This is a genomic window from Streptomyces sp. NPDC048417 (assembly GCF_040651615.1).
Classification (GTDB): Bacteria; Actinomycetota; Actinomycetes; order Streptomycetales; family Streptomycetaceae; genus Streptomyces.
This window is the reverse complement of sequence record NZ_JBEZKI010000004.1, coordinates 208,211-228,187: the sequence shown is the minus strand read 5'-3', so window position 1 is coordinate 228,187 and position 19,977 is coordinate 208,211. Positions and strand designations below refer to the sequence as shown.

At 71.0% G+C, this 19,977-nt stretch carries 16 protein-coding genes and 1 pseudogene; 12 read left to right on the top strand and 5 right to left on the bottom strand.

Annotated features, from left to right (window positions below; all coding sequences use genetic code 11):
- Positions 1-15 precede the first annotated feature (15 nt).
- Together AB0D59_RS08110 and AB0D59_RS08105 are read right to left on the bottom strand one after the other, a co-directional pair.
- Positions 16-1,494, bottom strand: a complete 1,479-nt coding sequence (locus tag AB0D59_RS08110; RefSeq protein WP_362562256.1) for a sugar transferase — start codon at positions 1,492-1,494, stop codon at positions 16-18.
- A gap of 1,228 nt (positions 1,495-2,722) precedes the next feature.
- On the bottom strand, positions 2,723-3,358 hold the full coding sequence (locus AB0D59_RS08105) for a hypothetical protein (RefSeq protein WP_362562255.1): 636 nt from the start codon (positions 3,356-3,358) through the stop codon (positions 2,723-2,725).
- A gap of 727 nt (positions 3,359-4,085) precedes the next feature.
- Here AB0D59_RS08105 and AB0D59_RS08100 point away from each other — a divergent pair.
- The 5 genes and pseudogenes from AB0D59_RS08100 to AB0D59_RS08080 all read left to right on the top strand — a co-directional run.
- Positions 4,086-4,694: a helix-turn-helix domain-containing protein gene (locus tag AB0D59_RS08100; RefSeq protein ID WP_362562253.1), complete on the top strand. Its 609-nt coding sequence runs from the start codon at positions 4,086-4,088 to the stop codon at positions 4,692-4,694.
- A 62-nt stretch (positions 4,695-4,756) separates the two neighbouring features.
- Entirely contained in the window at positions 4,757-6,007 is a 1,251-nt protein-coding gene (locus tag AB0D59_RS08095; protein WP_362562250.1) for an MFS transporter, read from the top strand.
- 78 nt (positions 6,008-6,085) lie between these two features.
- Complete coding sequence (locus AB0D59_RS08090) at positions 6,086-6,403, top strand: hypothetical protein (RefSeq protein ID WP_362562249.1); 318 nt, start codon at positions 6,086-6,088, stop codon at positions 6,401-6,403.
- Positions 6,404-6,833: 430 nt separating this feature from the next.
- On the top strand, positions 6,834-7,301 hold the full coding sequence (locus AB0D59_RS08085; protein ID WP_362562246.1) for a hypothetical protein: 468 nt from the start codon (positions 6,834-6,836) through the stop codon (positions 7,299-7,301).
- A gap of 143 nt (positions 7,302-7,444) precedes the next feature.
- Positions 7,445-7,609: pseudogene (locus AB0D59_RS08080) on the top strand (3-(3-hydroxyphenyl)propionate hydroxylase); the annotation flags it as partial.
- Between the two features lie 37 nt (positions 7,610-7,646).
- On the opposite strand, the gene AB0D59_RS08075 reads toward AB0D59_RS08080, so the two are convergent.
- Complete coding sequence (locus tag AB0D59_RS08075) at positions 7,647-9,896, bottom strand: MMPL family transporter (protein WP_362562244.1); 2,250 nt, start codon at positions 9,894-9,896, stop codon at positions 7,647-7,649.
- 104 nt (positions 9,897-10,000) lie between these two features.
- Here AB0D59_RS08075 and AB0D59_RS08070 point away from each other — a divergent pair, with 104 nt between their 5' ends.
- On the top strand, positions 10,001-10,597 hold the full coding sequence (locus tag AB0D59_RS08070) for a TetR family transcriptional regulator (RefSeq protein WP_362562243.1): 597 nt from the start codon (positions 10,001-10,003) through the stop codon (positions 10,595-10,597).
- Between the two features lie 769 nt (positions 10,598-11,366).
- Here the strand turns inward: AB0D59_RS08070 and AB0D59_RS08065 are convergent.
- Entirely contained in the window at positions 11,367-11,555 is a 189-nt protein-coding gene (locus tag AB0D59_RS08065) for a hypothetical protein (RefSeq protein WP_362562241.1), read from the bottom strand.
- An 881-nt stretch (positions 11,556-12,436) separates the two neighbouring features.
- Here AB0D59_RS08065 and AB0D59_RS08060 point away from each other — a divergent pair.
- The 6 genes from AB0D59_RS08060 to AB0D59_RS08035 all read left to right on the top strand — a co-directional run bounded on the left by AB0D59_RS08060 (position 12,437) and on the right by AB0D59_RS08035 (position 19,450).
- The gene (locus tag AB0D59_RS08060) at positions 12,437-13,909 is read left to right on the top strand and encodes a glutamate decarboxylase (RefSeq protein WP_362562240.1); all 1,473 of its coding nucleotides are present in this window, start codon (positions 12,437-12,439) and stop codon (positions 13,907-13,909) included.
- A 161-nt stretch (positions 13,910-14,070) separates the two neighbouring features.
- Positions 14,071-15,177, top strand: a complete 1,107-nt coding sequence (locus AB0D59_RS08055) for an FAD-dependent oxidoreductase (protein WP_362562239.1) — start codon at positions 14,071-14,073, stop codon at positions 15,175-15,177.
- A 223-nt stretch (positions 15,178-15,400) separates the two neighbouring features.
- Positions 15,401-16,024: a DedA family protein gene (locus tag AB0D59_RS08050; protein WP_362562237.1), complete on the top strand. Its 624-nt coding sequence runs from the start codon at positions 15,401-15,403 to the stop codon at positions 16,022-16,024.
- A gap of 257 nt (positions 16,025-16,281) precedes the next feature.
- Positions 16,282-17,199: an NADP-dependent oxidoreductase gene (locus AB0D59_RS08045; protein ID WP_362562678.1), complete on the top strand. Its 918-nt coding sequence runs from the start codon at positions 16,282-16,284 to the stop codon at positions 17,197-17,199.
- A 147-nt stretch (positions 17,200-17,346) separates the two neighbouring features.
- On the top strand, positions 17,347-18,771 hold the full coding sequence (locus tag AB0D59_RS08040; RefSeq protein WP_362562236.1) for an MFS transporter: 1,425 nt from the start codon (positions 17,347-17,349) through the stop codon (positions 18,769-18,771).
- An 82-nt stretch (positions 18,772-18,853) separates the two neighbouring features.
- A complete protein-coding gene (locus tag AB0D59_RS08035) occupies positions 18,854-19,450 on the top strand; it encodes an isochorismatase family cysteine hydrolase (RefSeq protein WP_362562234.1) in 597 nt (198 codons plus the stop codon).
- 72 nt (positions 19,451-19,522) lie between these two features.
- Here AB0D59_RS08035 and AB0D59_RS08030 read toward each other — a convergent pair whose 3' ends face one another.
- The gene (locus AB0D59_RS08030) at positions 19,523-19,972 is read right to left on the bottom strand and encodes a MarR family transcriptional regulator (protein ID WP_362562232.1); all 450 of its coding nucleotides are present in this window, start codon (positions 19,970-19,972) and stop codon (positions 19,523-19,525) included.
- Between the last annotated feature and the right edge of the window lie 5 nt (positions 19,973-19,977).

The following is a 19,977-nucleotide window of genomic DNA, read 5'->3' as shown; positions in this document are numbered from 1 at the left end:
GACGCCCCCCGCGCATCAGTAGGCCCCCTGCCCGTGGAGCACCGCACGCATCGTCTTCCACAAGATCACTGTGTCGAGGGCGAGCGACCAGTCCTCCACGTACCGCAGGTCGAGGCGGACCGCCTCCTCCCACGGCAGGTCACTGCGTCCGCTGATCTGCCACAGGCCGGTGAGCCCGGGCTTGACCAGCAGCCGCCGCCGAATGTCCGGGCCGTACGCGGCGCACTCCTCCGGCAACGGAGGCCGCGGGCCGACGAGCGACATCGCTCCGGTGAGCACGTTGAAAAGCTGCGGGAGTTCGTCGATCGAGTACCGGCGCAGCGCTGCTCCCACCCGGGTCACCCGCGGATCCCGGCGGAGCTTGAACAGCAGCCCCGCGCCCTCGTTGCGGTCGGCGAGCTCGGCACGCGCCCTGTCAGCCCCGACGACCATGGTGCGGAATTTGAGAATCGTGAACTCCCGGCCGTCCTTGCCGACCCTGCGCTGGCGGTAGAAGGCCCCGCCCCGGCTGTCCACCAGCACGAGCAGCGCGACAAACGCCATCAGCGGTCCGAACACCATCAGCAGAACCGCCGCGCCCACTCGGTCGACGACCCCCTTGATCGCCCGGCGGCCCCCGGTGAAGGTCGGCAGGCTGACCCGTAGCAGCGGGATCCCCAGCACCGCGTCGACGTGCAGCCGCGGACCGGCCACTTCCATCAGCACAGGAGCCACGACCATCTCGGCGTCGCTGCCTTCGAGGTTCCAGGCCAGCCGCTGTAACCGTTCCGGCGTCCAGTGCGGGTCCGGTGTGACCGCGACGACGCGGTAGCCGTCGTGGCGGACGTGCTTGGCGACGTCCGTCAGTCGGCCGACGACCGGCACTCCGTCCAGTTCGTCACCGTCGAGCCCGCGACCGTCCGTCGTGCACACCGCCTCCACTCGCCAGCCGATGTGCGGGAACTTGCGGGTTCGGGTGATCAGGTCGCACACGGTGTCCGGACTTCCGGCAGCGAGCACCGGTCTCAGGCAGCGCCCTTCCTTCCGCCGCTTGTGCAGACAGAGGCGGAGCAGATACCGCGCGGTCATGGTGACGAGCGCGATCGCGGGGATCGCGACGAAGATCCAGAGCTTGATGTTGCGCGAGGTGAGGGCGATCCCGCCGAGCGCCAGTACGACGGTGGCCGCGAACAGTGAGCGCCCGAGCCGGCGGAATTCCTCGGCACCCTGGCCGAGCACGGCCGGAGCCCACGACCGGCCCACCGCAAGCGCCGCCAGCACCAGCAGCTCGGTGCCGAAGGCGAGAATCCCCCATTTCTCGTGCCAGTTGGCCGCGTCCCGGGCCCCGAAGAATTCGCCGATCCCCGCCACCACGAAGGCGGTGGCCACGGTGTCGCTGATGATCACGTTACGGCGGTACCGCTGCTCCCACTCGATCGCCGGCCTGCTGATTGCCCCGTCCGCCAGACGCCCGCGCGCCGACGGAAAAGGGTCGACTAGTCCCCCCTGCCGCACAGAAACCCCCCGGTCCCCAGTGGTTCGACATGGTGCTTGACACGGTTCTCCCCCAGGAGGCCCCCGCCCCCCGCACGCTTCCTCCCCCGGGAGGCCCCCGCCTCCCGCACGCTTCCGCCCCCGGGAGGTCCCCCGGCTCCCCGTGCCGCGCTGTTCTTCCCGCGGGCGGCCCCCGCCCCCCGCGTATGACATCCCGGCTACTTCAGCGCTACTTGGACAACCCGCCCTCGCCGCAGCGGCCTTGCCTGCCCTGCCAGGCTCTCGAGGTGCACGGGAACCCGTCCAGGACCTCGAGTGCTCCCCGCACCCGAAGCCCCTCTCGGCCCCAGGAGTTGATCACCCCCACGTCTGGCGACAGAGACGCGGCTATCGGCCGTCTGCATCTACGGACCTATAGATCATCATTTGTCGCCTAGTGTCCCAGCATGCGAAGCACGGTCAATCTAGACCATCAGGGCCCGTCTGAAGAGAGGGCTGTGTGGAATTTGTGCTCATGATTTGAAGCGGGGTCCACGGATGGGCGGCGGCCTGCGGGTGCCTCGGCGACGCAAGACATGCCTTGCGACCTTCGATGACGCGAGTTCTGCGGACTCCCGGCACCGCCAAACCCCGAGGCGTCCCGGCGCCGCGAAGTGGGCCGCACTCACGGTCTGTTCGGCGGAATCCCGTCGGTGGAGCACGGCGCGGCGGTCGCGGGGGGCGGGTGGTCGACGGCACACGGGAACGGATCTTCACCGCTCCGCTCGCGCGAGCGGACACCGAGGGCGACGTCGACCAGGTCGGCACCGTCGACTCCGCGATGACCGGGTCGGCACCGTCGGCTCCGCGATGGCCGGGTCGGCACCGTCGGCTCCGCGATCGTGCGCGCTCACCAGCACGCCCCGGAGCGCGCCCGAACGGGCCCCTGCCATGCGCCCCTGACCGACAACGCGTACGCCGCGCGAGCCATCCGAACTCGGCCGCCGGTCGTCGCCGGTACGGGAGCGTGATAGACCACCGCACCACCGCACCACCGCACCACCGCACCGAGCGGTCCCCGAACGCAGGGCACCCCTGCCGTCGCCACAGCACCCACTCGCGCAAACAGCCCCGGCCTGGACCAGGTGGATGTCAAGAGTCGTTTTCGACAATCTGGACCATGGAGTGCCGCGTCCACCGTGACACCGCACACCAAGATCCGGACCGGCCGCGGAACATCCCGGCCTCACATTGCGTGCTTCTGCCCATTTCAGCAGGTCGGAAGGGGTTTCTGTCGGTTGAGGTCCGGGTGAGCGGTGAGCCGCGGGCGCTGCCGACGGCCATCGACGCGACGGCGTATCACAGGGAGGCGGTTGCCGACCGGCTCGCTGTGGCGCCTGATCCGCGCCTGGCGGGCCTGGTGAGCTCCGCCGAGGGGTTCTCGGCCAGGTGCGGGGCGGCCTGGGCCCGAATACTGATCACCGACATGTGGTGGGCGAGCGGTGAGGACGGCGTAGTCCTCGTAACCCCAGACCAGGACGAAGAGCAGACCTGTGACGACGTTGATCGCCAGTGTCTCGACGGCGACCCGGGGCCGGGAACTCAGCACGACCAGGAACAACACCCATGCATGCGGGACGAGTTCGCTGCTCGACCAGTTCGCGGTCAAGTCGCTGCTGACCGTGCCGGGGGGCGGTGAACCAGCCCACCACGAGCGCCGCCTGCAGCAGGTCCGCATCCACCACCAGCCCAGAACCGGCCGGCGGAGCGCCGGCCGGGGCACCACGGACTGGCCCACGGCGACGAGGATGCCGAGCGCGCCCAGTTGGCAGCCGTAGAAGTACCGGTTCCAGTCGAAGACGAGCAGGGCCAGGACGAACAGCACCGGCACGGTGCCTTCGAGCACCGACAGCCAACGCGTCCGGGGCGCCCGAGGCCGGGTGTCGCCTCACGAGCACCGCGAACAGGGCGCGGCGCAGACGGCTCGGACGGGCGCGGAACGGCATGGCAGAGGAGGTACTTCCACGCCGGAGGCCTGTGGTGCTTCCGGCACAGAAGCTATGCATCACCCCCGTAGACGGCGTCCCTCCGCGGAGCGAGCCGTACGGGTAGCTCCCAAGTACCACGGGGACGAGGCGGATTACCAGAACCCGACCGACAACTGTCTCTGCACGCGGAAGCGTTCAGATCAGCCCGCCTTTCGTGTGACGGGACGGGCCGTCCAGGGTCCGATGGTCCGGGCAGCCCAACGGGAGGGACCCTCAGTCGTGCCCTCCGTACCGGTGATCGGCACGGGGCTGATGGGCACTTCTGCTCAACCCCCAAGTGCCAGGTCCCGCCTGGCTCCACACCCACTCGCCCCCACCCACCGCGGCAGCAACAACCCACCCCCACGAACAGCAAGCTGAGGCTCGTCCACCGCAGCCAGCGCACCCCAGTCCGGCACACCACCATCGACGTCGACCAGTGTGATCCGCACCAAGCACCGCCACCGCCACACAGACGACGTAGGCAACGGCGGCCGGGTCCTGGGCGGCGACGTGCCGGGCGACCGCGTCGATTGCCAGGGCGGGCGTAGGCGCGCTTGGCGGCGCGGCCTTGTAAAGGGTTCTTTCTAAAGATAGCTTTACAACATGCCCGAGCAGAGTTCATCGCGCTCTATCCGCCTGACCGATCCCCGCGCCCTGCGTGCGTACGCTCATCCGACGCGGCTGGCGCTGGTAGGGCTGTTGCGCCGGGACGGTCCAATGACTGCCACCCAGGCCGCCGAAGCCACCGGTGAGAGCGTCGCCAGTTGCTCCTTCCACCTTCGCCAGCTTGCGAAGTACGGACTGGTGGAGGAGGCCGGGGGCGGCCGAGGGCGGGAAAAGCCGTGGCAAGCCACCACTATGTTCACCAGTTGGGATGCCGACATCGAGGACCCGGCAGCCGCCGCCGCCACGGAAGCTCTCGAACTGGCCATTGCCGAGCGGTACTTCGAGCTCACCGCGCGCTGGGTCCAGGCGCGCTCCCAGGAACCGGTCGAGTGGCAGCAGGCCGCGCAGTTCGGTGACACGGTGCTGCACCTGACGGCAGCTGAGCTGGGCGAGCTGGGCGGGAGGATCCAGGACCTGGTGCAGCCGTACTTGGATCGGCTCGACGACGAGAGCAAGCGCCCCGAAGGCTCACGGCCGATCACCCTGGTGCACCTGGCCTTCCCCACCCGCGCCAGCACCCAAAGCACCCAGGAATCGGCCTCGTGACCGCGTCCGCCCCTAACCTGTCGGCACCGGGCGCGACGCCCACGACACCGTCATCGGACGGAATGCGCTGGTTACCCGACCTGCTCCGGGAAGTGAACTTCCGCCGCTACTGGACCGGTCAGACGATCTCCGGCCTCGGTGATCAGATCTCCTCCATCGCGATTCCCCTCGTAGCGGTCCTCGCCGCGCATGCCAACGCCGCCCAGATGGGCTACCTCGCAGCCGCAGCGTGGCTGCCCAATCTGCTGTTCGCGCTCCACGCTGGTGTCTGGGCGGACCGTAGAAGTCAGCGGCGCCGGGTCATGATCGCCGCGGACCTCGGCCGGCTCGCACTCATCGCCACCATTCCACTGGCCTACGCCTTCAACGCAGTCACGCTCACCCACCTGTACGCGGTGGCACTGGTAGCCGGGACCCTCTCGGTCCTCTTCGACGTCTGCAACGCACCCCTGTTCAACGCTCTGGTCCCGCCTGACCGGTATGTCGAAGGGAACTCCCTGCTCAGCGGCAGCCGCGCCATGTCCCAGATAGCCGGCCCAAGCATCGGCGGGGTGCTGGTGCAGATCCTCTCGGCGCCGCTCGCCCTGCTGGCCGATGCGCTCTCCTTCGCCGCCTCGGCCTTCGCCCTGTCCCGCATGGCACCGGTCGAACCCCCTGCGGAACGCAAGGCCAACAGCCGGCTCGCGGAAGGCGCACGGTTCATAGTCGGTTCACCGATGATCCGCGCCTCACTCGCCGCCACCGCCACCGTCAACTTCTTCACCTTCATGGTGGCAGCCCTGTTCGTGCTGTACGCCACCACCGTCCTGCACCTCAACCCCGGTCTGCTCGGCGCAGTTCTGGGTGCCGGATCCGTCGGCGGGCTTCTGGGGGCGCTCTGCGCCGCCGCCCTCACCAGGCGAATAGGTGTCGGGCCGACCTTCGTCCTCGGCACCATTGTCTTCCCTGCCCCCCTGCTGCTGATCCCCGCCGCGCACGGGACCACCCCCGTCGTCCTCGGGCTCCTGTTCGCAGCCGAATTCGGTTCCGGACTCGGAGTGATGTGGCTGGACATCGCTGGGGCCTCCATCTTCGCCGCGGTCGTTCCGGACAACCTGCGTTCCCGCGTCTTCGGTGCCTACCGGAGCGTCAACTTCGGTACTCGCCCACTCGGTTCGCTCGCCGGTGGCGTCCTCGCCAGCACCATCGGCCTGCGCCCCACCCTGTGGCTGGCGGTCGCCGGTGCCCTCACCGCGTTCTTGTGGCTCTTGCCTTCCCCCGTCCTGCGGCTCCGCGAGTTGCCGAGCCGTGACCGGCACACCCCCGCGGCCTGAACCGATCGCCCACATCAGCAGGTCCTCGGCACCTTCCGTGCGGCGGCGGAGGCCTGTCCGGACGCCCCTCTTCAGGCGATGCGAGACGCTTTCCGGGACCTGAGCGCCGACGGAGTCGCCAGCGGCCTGTGGCTCCAGGCGTATACACCCTCGCGCAAGGACGAAGAGCTGGCGGCGCACTGTCGTTCCCTCGTCGCGGGGGTGCCGGCGGAGGCCGAGCGGCTGACCGGCGCGGGCCGTGACGAGCTCGCGCGGCTCCTGGCGAACGGCGCACTGGTCGTGCTGTTGCGGTCGCTCGGTGCGGATCTGACCGGCGGGAGCTGGGCGGCCGTTGCTCAGCTGCACGCCCAGGAGGTCCGCCCGCTCCGGACAACTCGCCCCATCATGGCGTGGTGACCGGACGCCGCCGTTCGGTCTCTGCCGTCCCTGCCGAGGTCCTGGCCGGTTACCTCGCCGAGCAGGCGGCGGGTCTCGACGAGGCCTCGCGGCGAGTGTGTGCCGAGTCGCGGCGGGCGACCTGGATCGGCTCGGAGGTTATGCTGCCGATGGGCCCGGACTTCTTCGTCCGGGACAACTTCCGCCCTGGGACCACCGGTTACCGGCGTTGGGTGGAGGTGTCGCGGCCCATCTCGCCGAGCGCCGCGGCGATCTCCTCGCCAAAGCGGTCTGAAACGCCAAGGCGGCCTGAGAAGCAAGGCGGTCCGAAAAGCCGCCCGCGGCCCTCCTGCCCCTGCCGTCCTGCCGTCCTGCCCTCCCCTGCCCTCCCGCCTGCTGCCCTCCGGTCCGAGACTGCGCGGCACACCACATGCCTGGAGAGACACAACCCATGGCCGACGACGAACCGCCGTTCATCGACGAGCACACCGTGTTCGTGAAGGCCTCCTCCGCCGCCGTGTGGCGGGCCCTCATCCGGGTGTACGGGGGCCGTGGATCCGTACGGCCTTCCGGGATCGAGGTGTACGGGTATCTGGTGGGCGCCGAACCGCGGCGGCGTTCCGGAGAACCGCTCGCCGAGGGTTCGACACTGCCCGGCTTCGAGGTGGCGGAGTCGGTACCCCGGCGTCTGGTCCGGTTCACCGGCCGCCACCGGTTCTCGCGGTACGCACTGATCCTGGCCCTGGAGGAGCGGGACGGCGGGACAGTGCTCGGTGCGCGCACCTATGCGGAGTTCCCCGGGCCCGCGGGCTGGGCCTACCGGCGACTCGTCATCGCGTCCGGTGCACATGCGGCCCTGATGACCCGTCAGCTCTCCGCGGTACGGCGTCGGGCCGAGGCGGCCGGGCCGACTCGGTGAACTCCCCTGCCAGGTGGCGGGGTTGCCGTAACTGCGCTGCGGCGGCGACTGGTTCCGGCGCGGCATCGCCAGGCCTGCGATGAGTGCCGTCCGGGTCTCGGCCGGGTCGATCACCTCGTCAACGGCGAGCTGCGCCAGGACCGCGCCGCATCCTCCAGGCGGCGGGCGGCCACGAGGAGTTCGCCGCCATCGCCCGCCCCGCGCGCCGCCTGCGGCTGCCGGTGGCCCGGCACCGGCTGCCGGCCGAGTTCCCCCGGGCCGCGCACGGAACGCACGGCTGCCGGGGGACCAGCATGTTCGACCAGCCCGTGACCGCCGCCGTCGTCACCGCCTGCGGTGCCCGGTTCAGTTCACGGCCACCTCGCGCTCCTTCCGCTCCGGCTCCACCCGTGCCTGTCGCGGCAGCTTCGCGCCCTCGATGTCCACGTCGGGCGTGATGCGGTCGAGCCAGCCGGGCAGGCCCCAGGCCCGGCGGCCGAGCAGGGCCATCGCCGCCGGTACGAGCGTCATACGGACCACGAACGCGTCGACCAGGACGCCGAACGCCAGGGCGAAGCCGATGGACTTGATGATCGGGTCGTGGTTGAAGACGAACCCGCCGAAGACCGCGACCATGATGAGGGCGGCGGCACTCACCACCCGGCCGCTGCGGGCCACGCCCCGCGTCGCCGCCTCGGCCGCGTCACCCGTGTGCTCGTGGTGTTCCCGCATGCGGCTGACCAGGAAGACCTCGTAGTCCATGGCCAGTCCGAAGAGCACGCCTATGAGCAGGACCGGCAGGAAGCTGGTGACCGGGCCGGCCGAGGGGATGTCGAGTACGCCGTTGAGGTGGCCCTCCTGGAAGACCCACACGGTGGCGCCGAGGGAGGCGGCGACCGACAGCAGGAAGCCGAGGGCGGCCTTGACGGGGAGGAGCAGGGAGCGGAAGGCGACGGTCAGCAGGAGCAGCGCCAGGATCACGATGATGGCGACGAACAGCGGCAGCGCGTCCGACAGTTTGCCCGCGACGTCGATCGCGGCGGCCGTCGTACCCGCGATGTAGAGGGTGCCGCCCGCCTTGCCGACGGTGGAGGCGTTCTCGCGCAGGCGGTGCACCAGGTCGGTGGTGGCCTGGGCGTCCGGACCGGTCCTGGGGACCACGGCGACGACGGCGAGGGTCGAGTCGGCGTTGGTGACCGCCGGAGCGACCACGGCCACCCCGCGGTCGCTCGCCAGGGTCCTGCTCAGCGCCTTGACGGTGGACGTGCGGTCGGCGGCCGGGATTCCGTTCATGTCGACCACGGCGGTCAGCGTGGCGTTGAAGCCGGGCCCGAAGCCCTCCGTCAGCAGGTCGTAGCTCTTGTGCTGGGTGCTGTCGACGGGCTGCGAGGCGTTGCTGGGCAGGCCGAGGCGCAGATCGCGGGCGGGCACGGCGAGCGCGAGCAGGCCGACCGTACCGGCCAGGAGGACCAGCAGGGGCTTGCGGGTGACCCCGCGGCCCCAGGCCAGGCCCCAGGAACCGGGGACGCGCCGGCTCCCCTCGGGTCCCTCGGTGCGCTCGGTGCGCTCGGTCCGCTCGGTCCGCTCGGTCCGCTCGGTCCGGCGGGCGCGGGGGCGCAGCCGTTCGCCGAACAGGCCCAGGACGGCGGGCACCAGGCTGACGGCGACGAGCACGGCGAGCAGCACGGTGGCGGCCGCGGCCAGGCCCATGACGGTCAGGAACGGGATGCCGGTGACCGCGAGGGCGGCCAGCGCGATGACCACGGTCGCCCCGGCGAAGACGACCGCGCCGCCGGCCGTGGCCACGGCACGCGCGATCGAGTCCGCCACGTCCTGGTCGGGGTCGGCGAGTTGCTCGCGGTGGCGGGAGATGATGAACAGGGCGTAGTCGATGCCCACGGCCAGCCCGATCATCAGGGCGAGCACGGTGGCGGTGCTGGTCATCTCGACCCAGCGGGAGACGAACTGGACGCCCAGGACGCCGATCGCCACGCCCACGAGGGCGGTCAGCAGCGGCAGTCCGGCGGCCATCAGCGAGCCGAGCGCCAGGGCCAGCACGGCGAAGGCGACCACGACACCGACCACCTCGGCGGGGCCGCCGACCTCGGTCTTGGCGTCCATCGCGGAGCCGCCGAACTCGACCGTGAGACCGGCGTGGCGGGCCTGGGCCATCGCGCGGTCCAGGGCGTCCTTGGACGTCTGCGGCACGTCACTGGCCTGCTGGCGAAAGCGGACGTCCGCGTAGCCGATCCGCAGGTCCGCGGCGACCGTCCTGGCCTTCAGCGGGTCGGAGACGTCCAGGACGCCCGGCACCCGCGCCGCCTTCTTCAGGCTCGCCTCCAGGGCCGCCTCGGTCCCGGGCGCGGTCAGCCGGCCGCCCTCGGGGGCCGCGAAGACCACCCGGGCCACGCCACCCGAGGCCTGTGGGAACTCCTTCTTCAGCAGTTCCTGGGCCTGCTGCGACTCGATCCCCGGCACCGAGAACTCGGTGGTCACCTTGCCGTGCAGGGCGATCCCGAGACCGCCGACGACGGCGAGCAGCAACACCCAGACCGCGATGACCGAGCCGCGACGGCGTACTGCCCATCGCCCCCAGGTGTACAGGCGTGACGCCATGTTCCTCTTCCCTCTCACTCGCCCACTCGCTCACTCCGCTTGCAACAACGTACGGCATTTTTACAGCCGACTGTAAATACGCCGCTGATGGTAAAGTGCTGGTCATGATGAGCGAGGGTCTGCGAGAGCGTTCCAAGGCACGCCGCCGGGAGGCGATCCTCAGGTCGGCGTACCTGCTGTTCGCCGACCGCGGCTTCGAGGCGACGACGATCGCCGACATCGCCGAGGCGGCGGAGGTCTCGCCGCGCACGGTCACGCTGTACTTCCCGTCCAAGCTGGAATTGGCGACCTCACGGTTCGACGCGTTCACCGACCGGCTGGGCGCGGCGCTGCGGGAGCGCGCGGAGGGGCACTCGATCGTGGACTCGCTGGAACGCTGGCTGCGGGCCGAGGCCGCCGACCTCAGCGAGCTGGACGACCTCTACGACCGGATGCTCGAACTCAACCCGCAGGTCAAGGCGGTCGCCAACACCCGCCTCGCGGAGGTCATCCAGGAGGGCACGCGCATCCTCGCCGAGGAGCGGGGGGAGGCCCCGGACGACTTCGGCCCGCGCATGGCGGCCGCCGCCGCGGCCGCGGTCGTCTGCGAGGTGATGTGCCGCACCCCCCAGGAGCGCGACATCGAGACAGCGATGACCTTCCTGCGCGCCGGAATCGCCGCCCTCCCGGCACCCCGGCCGGTCACCGACCCGGCGCCCTGAGCGCCTGAGCGCCTGCACAGCGCGCGTGGCCCGCTCGCTCGTCCGGGCCCGCCCCCAGCAGCTCGCGGTCGCCTCAGCCCCCCGCCCCGTGCCGGGTGACGATCCGTCAGGGTACGGCGAAGTCGCCCATCCGGCGCTCCACTTCGGCCGACGGCCACCCCCGCCGACGGGACAGGCGGACAGGACGGGTGTCGTGGCGCGGCCAGGTCAGGCCGGTGCCCGTAGGGAGAGCTGATGAGGCAGTCAGAAAGCGGAGCGAGGGCCGCCCCGCCGTACCGAGGGGCCGGTGACCGCGTACGCCCAAGGGCTGATCACCTCCTCGCGGTGTAGCGTGAGTGACCATTCGCCCGCCGAAAGGGCGATTGGCCGGGCAGCGTTGACGGTTGTCCATAGCGGTCATGACCCGTCGGCTCCGGCTGGAGATGGCGGAACAGTTGCGGGTCGCTCATCCGATCTCGACATCCGCGTCGTCTGCGACACCGGGCCGCAGGAAGAACGCGGGTCGCTGCGCTCCGCCCAACTGGCGTGAGCCGCGGCAGGACCGGACGCCACGCATCACCTCGTCCTCCAGGACGATGTCCGCCTCACCCGGCACTGGGCCCACGGGATGCGCTGCGCCGCCTGTTGGGCCGCCGGCACGTCGCTGGACGGAGTGGACCTTCGGCGGTCGATCACGGGCATCGACTCCGTTCCCGTCATGGCCTGGTGGGGGAAGCCCGGGGCGTACTTCCGTGTACGTGACGCACAGGAGCCCGAAGGCTGGCGGAAGTTACCGGCGCTGCGGGTCCTCGCCGGTCTCGGCCTGGCCGAGGACGACGTCAGACGACTGGGCCGGCACGCCCTCCGCGACGCGGACAGGGCCCGGCAACTGCTCGGTGAGTTCCTCCTGTTCGAACTCTGGCTCGCTGCGTTCAGTCTCGGCGTCCGCACCGCCGAGGTCGGCACCTCCCTCGCCCACGGCCTGTCCGGCGCGGCCGGCATGTCAACTCCGGGTCAGCCCCGCGCCCTTGCCACCATGGCACTGGGCGCGATGCGCAATGCCGTACCGCGCCGCCTGTTCGCCACGGTCACTGCCGTGCTGACGCCGGTCGTGCGGGACGCCGTACATGGAACGCGTCGAGGTCCGCGACGACCCACCAGTCGTCCGGGTGCCGTCGCATCTGGGCCCGGATCAGACAGGCGTTAAGCGGATCGTCACGTCCGATCTCGCGGGCCGCCCCAACAGCAACGGACGATGTGCGACAAACGTAGATCGTTGCAGCAGGGAATGGCAGAAACTTTCCCGCCGCATTCCCCATGGCCGATATGTCCGCTTACGCTCACGAATCCACGATGGCCGACCGGCACACGGCCAGCCGTTCGTGCCGCGCGACCAGATGTCGCGCGAGCCGGTCGCCGCAGTTCAGGGCTCCACGAAGGTTGAATCTTTTCTTTCACGAGTTAAGAAAAGACGTATCCTTCTACGGAGGCCGGGTTGGCACTCATACGGACGAACCCCCCGTCGCCGTCAGTAGGTTTTGTCCATAATTGACATTATTCACATCATTTGCTGCAATTCCCGAGCGCCTCTCCGGGGAGAGACGTGAAACCAGATCTTCTCCCCGCCGTTACGCCAACGACCCGGAGAGCTTCCGGGACGCCCGGCGCCGGAGTAGCGGCCGCCACTGGGCCTGTCGGGTCGCGCTGTCGGCCCGGCCAGTATGTGGATGGGAAAATCCAGTTCATCAGTCCGCAAATCGATCACTGGATCGGTGTAATCGGCACAGATGCCGGACCGAAAAGCGATCTAGCTTCGGAGTGCACGGGGGCCGTACGGACCAGAAAGGCATCGAGGCACTCATGCCCATCCCGCATACCGACGTCATGACCGCACCCGAGTTCGACACCCTGACCGCTTCGCCCGGGCCCGACCGCCCACTCGTCGACGACCGCCCGCTCGCCGACGACCGCCCGCTGGACGACCGCCTGCTCGCCGACCACCTGCTCCCGCCCGTCGACCACCTGCTCCTGCCGGTCGACGAACTGCCCGCGAACGCGTCCTCGCCCGACCTGGTCGGCCGCCGGGTGCGCGACGAGCTCATGCTCGACGGCAACGCGCGGCTCAACCTCGCCACCTTCGTGACCACGTGGATGGAACCGCAGGCGCGGCAGTTGATGGCGGAGACCGCGGAGAAGAACCTCGCGGACCGCGCGGAGTACCCGCAGATCACCGCCATGGAGGAGCGCTGCGTACGGATGCTCGCCCGGCTCTGGCACGCGCCGTACCCGGAGCAGGTCCGCGGCTGCTCCACCACCGGTTCGAGCGAGGCGGCCATGCTCGGCGGTCTCGCCCTCAAGCGCCGCTGGCAGGACCGCCGGCGGGCCCAGGGCAAGGACACCGCACACCCGAACCTCGTGATGGGCGCGAACGTCCAGGTGTGCTGGAAGAAGTTCGCCAACTACTTCGAGGTGGAGCCGCGTTACGTTCCGATGGAACCGGGCCGCTACCACCTCACGCCGGACACGCTCACCGCCTACTGCGACGACAACACGATCGGTGTCGTCACCGTCCTGGGGTCCACCTTCGACGGCTCCTACGAGCCCGTCTCGGACATCTGCCTGGCCCTGGACGGATACCAGGCCGCCACCGGCACCGACATCCCCGTCCATGTCGACGGCGCGTCCGGCGCCATGGTGGCCCCCTTCCTCGACCCGGGGCTGCTCTGGGACTTCCAGCTCGAACGGGTCGCCTCCATCAACACCTCGGGGCACAAGTACGGGCATGTCTTCCCCGGACTGGGCTGGGCCCTGTGGCGCAACGCCGAGGCCCTCCCCGACGACCTGGTCTTCGAGGTCGACTACCTCGGCGGCCGCTCCCCCAGCTTCACCCTCAACTTCTCCCGCCCGGGCGCGCACGTCGTCGCGCAGTACTACAGCTTCCTGCGGTACGGCTTCGAGGGGCTGCGGAACCTGGCCGCCCAGAATCGTACGACGGCCCGCGCCCTGGCCACCCGTATCCAGCGCATCACGCCCTACGAACTGGTCACCGACGGCTCCGAACTGCCCGCCTTCGCCTTCCGCCTGGCGCCCGGCACCGAGGGCCTGACGGTCTTCGACGTCTCCCAGGCCATGCGCGCCCGCGGCTGGCACCTGCCCGCGTACACCTTCCCCGCGCCCTGCCAGGACGTCTCCGTCCTGCGTCTCGTCGTACGCACCGGGTTCACCGCCGAACTCGCGGGGATGTTCATCGCCGACCTGACCGAGGTGACCCGCAGGCTGCACGGCGGGCGCCCGACGCCCCCACCGCCGTTGACCCCTCCGGCCACACCCTGACGGCGACTTGAGCCGGAAGGCGGACGCCGCCGAACCGCCGAACCGCCGCATCGCACCGCCCGCGGGCGCCTTTACAGCACTCTCACAGAACCCACCCTGCGTTTGATGTTTCAAGTGTTAGGCTCGCGGCCACTCCCCCCACCTGGCTCAGGAGAATCGCTGTGCGGGACGGCAACGTAGTGGTGATCGGCGGCGGTTACGCGGGCATACGACTGGCGAAGAAGCTGGACACGGCGGCGCATGTCACGCTCGTGGACCGCAAGGAGGTCTTCTTCCACCGCATCGCCTCACTGCGGGCGGGTGTGCGCCCGGAGTGGACGGGCGCCCCGTTCATCCCGTACGACAAGCTGCTCAGCAACGGCCGTGTGGTCGTGGGCAAGGCGGTCCGCGTCGACACCGTCGACCGCCGGGTCACCCTCGCCACGGGCGACCGGCTGCCGTACGACGTGCTGGTCATCGCCACCGGCGCCGACTACCCCGAACCGGCCCGCTTCGTCGGCTCCACCCCCGACGAGGCCGCGAAGGCCTTCGCCGAGCACCAGCACAACATCGCCGCCGCCGACCACATCCTGGTCGTCGGCGGCGGTCCTTCCGGCGTCGAACTCAGCGCGGAGGTCCGGCTGGCCCGGCCGGACGCCCGGGTCACCCTCGCGCACTCCGGGCAGGAGCTGCTGCACTCCACGGGCAGCGCCCGCGCCGGCCGCAAGGCCCGGGCCTGGCTGACGGCCCACGACGTGGCGGTCCGGCTGGACGCCTTCATGGCCCCCGGCACCGACTTCGGCACCTACCGCGACGCCCACGGCGAGGTCCTCGCCGCCGACCTCTCCTTCTGGGCGACCGGCACCACCCCCAACACCCTCTGGCTGCGCCTGGCCGGGCACGGCGACTGGCTGACCGGGACGGGACACGTCAAGGTCGACCGGACGCTCCGGGTCGAGGGCAGGCCGGACGTGTTCGCGGTCGGTGACGTGAACGACGTCAGCGAGCTCAAGGTCACCCCGGCCGCACTCGCCCAGGCGGAGGTCGCCGCCCACAACATCCTTTCCTACCTGCGCAGTTCGGGGCGGCACAGCAAGAAGCCGCGCGCCTACCGGGCCGTCCGCCGCACCCCGCTCATCGTGCCCTTCGGCCCGGCCGACGGAGTGACCGTGCTGCCCGTGCCGCTCGGCGAGAGCGCGGTCCTCGGCACCCGGGCCACCGCCATGGCCAAGGCGAAGACCCTCATGACCCCCTATATGCGACGCCAGCTCGGCTACCCCTCGGCCTGACCGCCCCCGGGCGCCTCACCGCACCGACTGACGGATCACCGGCCGTGTGCTCGGGACACCTGGTCTTCGCCGCTGATCCGCCGACGCCGGGAAACGGCCGGGAACCCCTGACCTCGTACCGGACGCGCCGGGTCCGTGCGGCGGGCGCCTTACGAGCGCGCCGACGGCCGTCACGTGACACTTGAGGCAAGCGACCGGCGAGCGGGACGGGGAGGCGAGGACGGTGATCGCCGTCAATCCGACGGACAGTGCCTCGCTGCTCGCCGCCTTCGGTGCGCTGGCCGTGCTGGTGGTGATCTTCGCCGAGTCGGGGCTGCTGGTCGTCGGCTTCTTTCTGCCGGGTGACACCCTGCTCTTCCCGGCCGGGGTGCTGTGCGCGGCGAGCGCGGACCAGCCCCCCCGGCTGGAGCTGTGGCAGGTGCTGGTGTGTGCGGCCGTCGGTGCGGTGGCGGGCGGCCAGGTGGGCTATCTCATCGGGCGGCACGGCGGGCGCCCGCTGCTGGCCCGCACCTCCAATCGGCGGGTGAAGTCCGGAGCGGCCCGGGCGGAGCGGCTGCTGGCCCGCTACGGGTACGGCAAGGCGCTGGTGATCGGCCGCTTCGTGCCGGTGCTCCGGTCGGTGCTGCATCCGGCGGCCGGGGCGCTCGGGGTGCCCGTGCGGCCGTTCACCCTCTGGCAGGCCGTCGGTGGTGTGCTCTGGTCGCAGACCTTCGTCCTCGCGGGGTTCGCCCTGGGCTCGTCGGTCTCGCACATCGACCGTTATCTGCTGCCGCTGGTCGGCGTGATCGTCGTACTGTCCCTGCTGCCCGCGCTGGCCGAGGCGCGCCGGGCACGGCGTGGCCGGTGACCCGGCTCAGGGTTCCCGGTGGGCCAGGCTGTGCAAGGCGGCAGCGAGACGGTGTGCGCGGTCGCCCAGGGCGCCGTCTCGTCCGCACCCGCGCCTGGACGCGGCGGAACCTGATCGCACCACCATCATCATCGGATCGCCGTTCCGGGAAGACAGCTCCGCCGCGAGCGGTTGAATGCGCCGGCACGGTCGCTGTGCGGCTTGCGGCACAGGGCCGTCGAGGCCTGTCCGGACGGATGGAGAGCGGTGATCACGCGATGAAGGCGGTGCGGTTCCACGCGTACGGCGGGATCGACGTGCTGCGGGTGGAGGAGGTGGAGCGGCCGGTGCCCGGCCCCGGGCAACTGCTGGTCGAGGTCCGCGCGGCCGGGATCCAGCCCGGTGAGGTGATGATCCGCGAGGGCGCGCGGCACGGACGCTGGCCGGCGCGGTTCCCCTCCGGGCAGGGCAGCGATCTGGCCGGCGTGGTGACCGGGGTCGGCCCCGAGGTACGCGGTTTCGCGGTGGGCGACGAGGTCCTGGGCTTCACCCACAACCGGGCGAGCCACGCGGAGTTCGTCGTGGTCGACGACGTGCACGTGGTCTCCCGTCCACAGGGGCTGCCCTGGGACGTGGCCGGGTCGCTGTACGTGGCCGGCACGACCGCGTACGCCGGCGTGTTCGCGGTGGATCCAGGACCGGCGGACACGGTCGTGGTCTCGGGCGCGGCGGGCGGCGTGGGGTCGCTGGCCGTGCAGCTGGCGCGACGGCGGGGCGCGATGGTGATCGGGCTGGCGGGCGAGCGGAACCACGCCTGGCTGACGGCGCGTGGCGTTGTCCCCGTCACGTACGGGGAGGGCGTGGCCGAGCGGATCCGGCGGGCCGCGGGCGGGAAGGTCGACGCGTTCATCGACACCTTCGGCGACGGCTATGTGGAGCTGGCGGTGGAGCTGGGTGTGCGGCCCGAGCGGATCAACACGATCCGCGACTGGCAGGCCGCGGCCAAGGTCGGGGCGCGGACCTACGGGGAGGGTTCGGCGGCGTCCGCGGTCGTGGTCGGCGAACTCGCCCGGCTCGCGGCGCGCGGGGAGCTGGAGGTCCCGATCGCCCGCGTCTACCCGCTGGAGCAGGTGCGGGACGCGTTCCGTGACCTGGAACGACGGCACACCCACGGCAAGATCGTGCTCCGGCCCTGACCCCGCCGGGACCCGTCCCGTACCCGCGGGTCCGGCGGACGGCCGGTCACCCCGTCTCCCCGAGATAGGCAGGCAGCCTGCTACAGTTTGACAGGTAGCCTGCCTAATTCTGGGAGGCCGCGCATGCGGGACGGGAGGAGCAGTACCTTGGGAACCACCGCCGACGTCGCCTCCCTGCAGCAGGAAAAGGCCCCGCCGGGCAAGCCTTTCGGGGCTTCCTTCGTGACCCCGCTGTACATGGGCGCCGTACTCAACCCGATCAACAGCTCGGTGATCGCACCGGCCCTGGTGGCGATCGCGGCCGCGATGCACACCTCCGTAGGCGGCACCGCGATCCTGATATCGAGCCTGTATCTGACCAGCGCGATAGCCCAGCCGGCGGCCGGGCGGCTGGCCGAGGAGTTCGGGCCCCGCCGGGTGTTCTTCGTCGGCATCGTCCTCGTCCTGGTCGGCGGTGTCCTCGGCGCGGCCGCCCAGAACATGCCGTCCCTGGTCGCGGCCCGGGTGCTCATCGGAGCCGGCACCTCCGCCGGCTACCCCTCCGCGATGCTGCTGATCCGCCGCCGGGCCAGGGCGACCGGCATGCAGCAGCCGCCCGGCAGCGTCCTCGGCGGCCTGGCCATCGCGGGCGCCGCCACCGTCGCCATCGGCCCCGCCATCGGCGGCCTGCTGGTCGGCCGGCTCGGCTGGCAGACGGCCTTCTGGATCAACGTCCCCGTGGCGGTGGCCGCTTTCGTCATGGCCGCGGTCTGGATCCCCAAGGACACCGACCGGGTGCGCGGGCGCTCGGCGCGCACCCTCGTCTCCCGTCTCGACCTGGCCGGCATCGTCGGCTTCGGCGGGGCGCTCACCGCGCTGCTGGTGTTCCTGTCCTCGCTCCCCGCCCCACAGTGGCCGGCCCTCGGCGTGTCCGTCGTGATCGCCGCCGTCCTCGTGGCCTGGGAGCTGCGCGCGGCCAACCCCTTCCTGAACGTCCGGCTGCTCGCCTCGAACCTCGCGCTCACCCGCACCTACCTGCGCAACGGCCTCACCCTGCTGGGCACTTACGTGATCCTCTACGGGCTCACCCAGTGGCTGGAGGCCTCCCGGGGACTCACCGCCTACCAGTCGGGCCTGGTCCTCATCCCGATGGGTGTCCTGTCGGCGGCGTCCGCCCGGGTGGTGTCCCGGCGCGGCCGGGTCCGCGCGCCGCTGGTCGTCTCCGCGCTGCTGCTGCTCGTGGGCGCCGTCGCCACCGTCTTCGTGGACGGCGGCACGCCCGTGGCCGTGGTGGTCGCGATCACCGCGGTGTTCGGCCTCACCTCGGGGGCCGGCACGGTGGCGAACCAGACCGTCCTCTACCAGGAGGCACCCCCCGACAGCGTGGGCACCGCGTCCGGGCTGCTGCGCACCTTCGGCTACATCGGCTCCATCGCCTCGGCGGCCATCACCGGCACCGCGTTCCACACGCACGTCGACGACACCGGCCTGCGGCACATCTCCTGGGCGCTGGTCGGCATCGCCGCCGTCGTCCTCGTCATGACGGTCCTCGACCGGCAGCTGGCGCACACCGACCGGCAGCCCACCCCCTGACCACTCTCCTCAGCCCTCCTCAACCGGCCGGAACCATCTGGAACCATCCGGAACCATCCGGCAAGACAAGAAAGTTCAGGTAATGACCAGCACCGTCCCGCGCCTCGACCCCACCCGCACGGCCCTGTTCCTGATGGACTTCCAGCCGGCCGTCCTCGCCGCGGTCGCCGACCCGGACCAGGCGCTCTCCCGCGCTCACGCGGCCCTGTCCTGGGCCCGGTCGAACGACGTCCAGGTCGTCCACGTCCGGGTCGCCTTCGCCCCGGAGGACTTCGCCGCCGTGCCCGAGCTCAACAAGTCCTTCGCCCCCGTCGCGCAGAGCGGGTTCCTCGCCGACGGCAGCCCCGAGGCCGCCCTGCACGAGTCGTTCGAGGTGCGGGAGCGGGACATCACCGTGCGCAAGACCCGCATCAGCGCCTTCGCCAGCCACACCGACGTCCGTGAACTGCTGCGCAAGCAGGGCATAGACACCCTGGTCCTCGCCGGACTGTCCACCGGCGGAGTGGTGCTGACGACCCTTCGGCAGGCGGCCGACGACGACTTCGGGCTCTACGTCCTCAAGGACGCGACCGGCGACCCGGACCCCGAGGTCCACCGGGTCCTGACGGAGAAGGTCTTCCCGAGCCAGGCGCACGTCATCGAGACCGGCGAGCTCCAGGCGCTGACCAGGACCGCCTGAGGCCGGACAGCAGAGGTGCCCCTCCGGGTCGGAGGGGCACCTCTGCTGTGTGCCGAACCCCCGACCCGGCCGTCACCGCCCGCTGTCCGCGATCCTGTTCATGATCGCCGCGGCCTTCAGCAGGGTCTCGCGCTCGTCCGGCCGCAGATGCGCGTCGATCGCCGCGCCGAGCCAGGTCGCCCGGGCGACCGGGATCATCCCGAACAGGGCCCGCCCCTCGGGCGTTGCGTGGATGAGGGTCTTACGGCCGTCGCCGGGATCCCTGCTGCTGGCGATCAGGCCCCCGGCGCGCAGCGACGCGAGCGTCTCGGCCATCGACTGGCGGCGCACGTGCTCGGCCTGCGCCAGCTCACTGGCCGTGACCGGGCCCTCCTCGACGATGCGGCCCAGGGTGGTCAACTGCGACCAGCTCCACCGCATGTCACTGGGGGCCGACTCGGTGCGCAGCCGGGCGCGCAGCCGGGTCATCGCCTTCATCAACTCGGCGGCGACCTCGGCCTCGGGCCTTGGGTCACTGGTCATCGGTC

Coding starts and splice junctions, on each gene's coding strand:
- AB0D59_RS08035 (WP_362562234.1), top strand. CDS start 18,854: ATGACCAGCACCGTCCCGCGCCTCGACCCCACCCGCACGGCCCTGTTC.
- AB0D59_RS08060 (WP_362562240.1), top strand. CDS start 12,437: ATGCCCATCCCGCATACCGACGTCATGACCGCACCCGAGTTCGACACC.
- AB0D59_RS08075 (WP_362562244.1), bottom strand. CDS start 9,896: ATGGCGTCACGCCTGTACACCTGGGGGCGATGGGCAGTACGCCGTCGC.
- AB0D59_RS08030 (WP_362562232.1), bottom strand. CDS start 19,972: ATGACCAGTGACCCAAGGCCCGAGGCCGAGGTCGCCGCCGAGTTGATG.
- AB0D59_RS08090 (WP_362562249.1), top strand. CDS start 6,086: ATGCGAGACGCTTTCCGGGACCTGAGCGCCGACGGAGTCGCCAGCGGC.
- AB0D59_RS08100 (WP_362562253.1), top strand. CDS start 4,086: ATGCCCGAGCAGAGTTCATCGCGCTCTATCCGCCTGACCGATCCCCGC.
- AB0D59_RS08095 (WP_362562250.1), top strand. CDS start 4,757: ATGCGCTGGTTACCCGACCTGCTCCGGGAAGTGAACTTCCGCCGCTAC.
- AB0D59_RS08085 (WP_362562246.1), top strand. CDS start 6,834: ATGGCCGACGACGAACCGCCGTTCATCGACGAGCACACCGTGTTCGTG.
- AB0D59_RS08070 (WP_362562243.1), top strand. CDS start 10,001: ATGATGAGCGAGGGTCTGCGAGAGCGTTCCAAGGCACGCCGCCGGGAG.
- AB0D59_RS08045 (WP_362562678.1), top strand. CDS start 16,282: ATGAAGGCGGTGCGGTTCCACGCGTACGGCGGGATCGACGTGCTGCGG.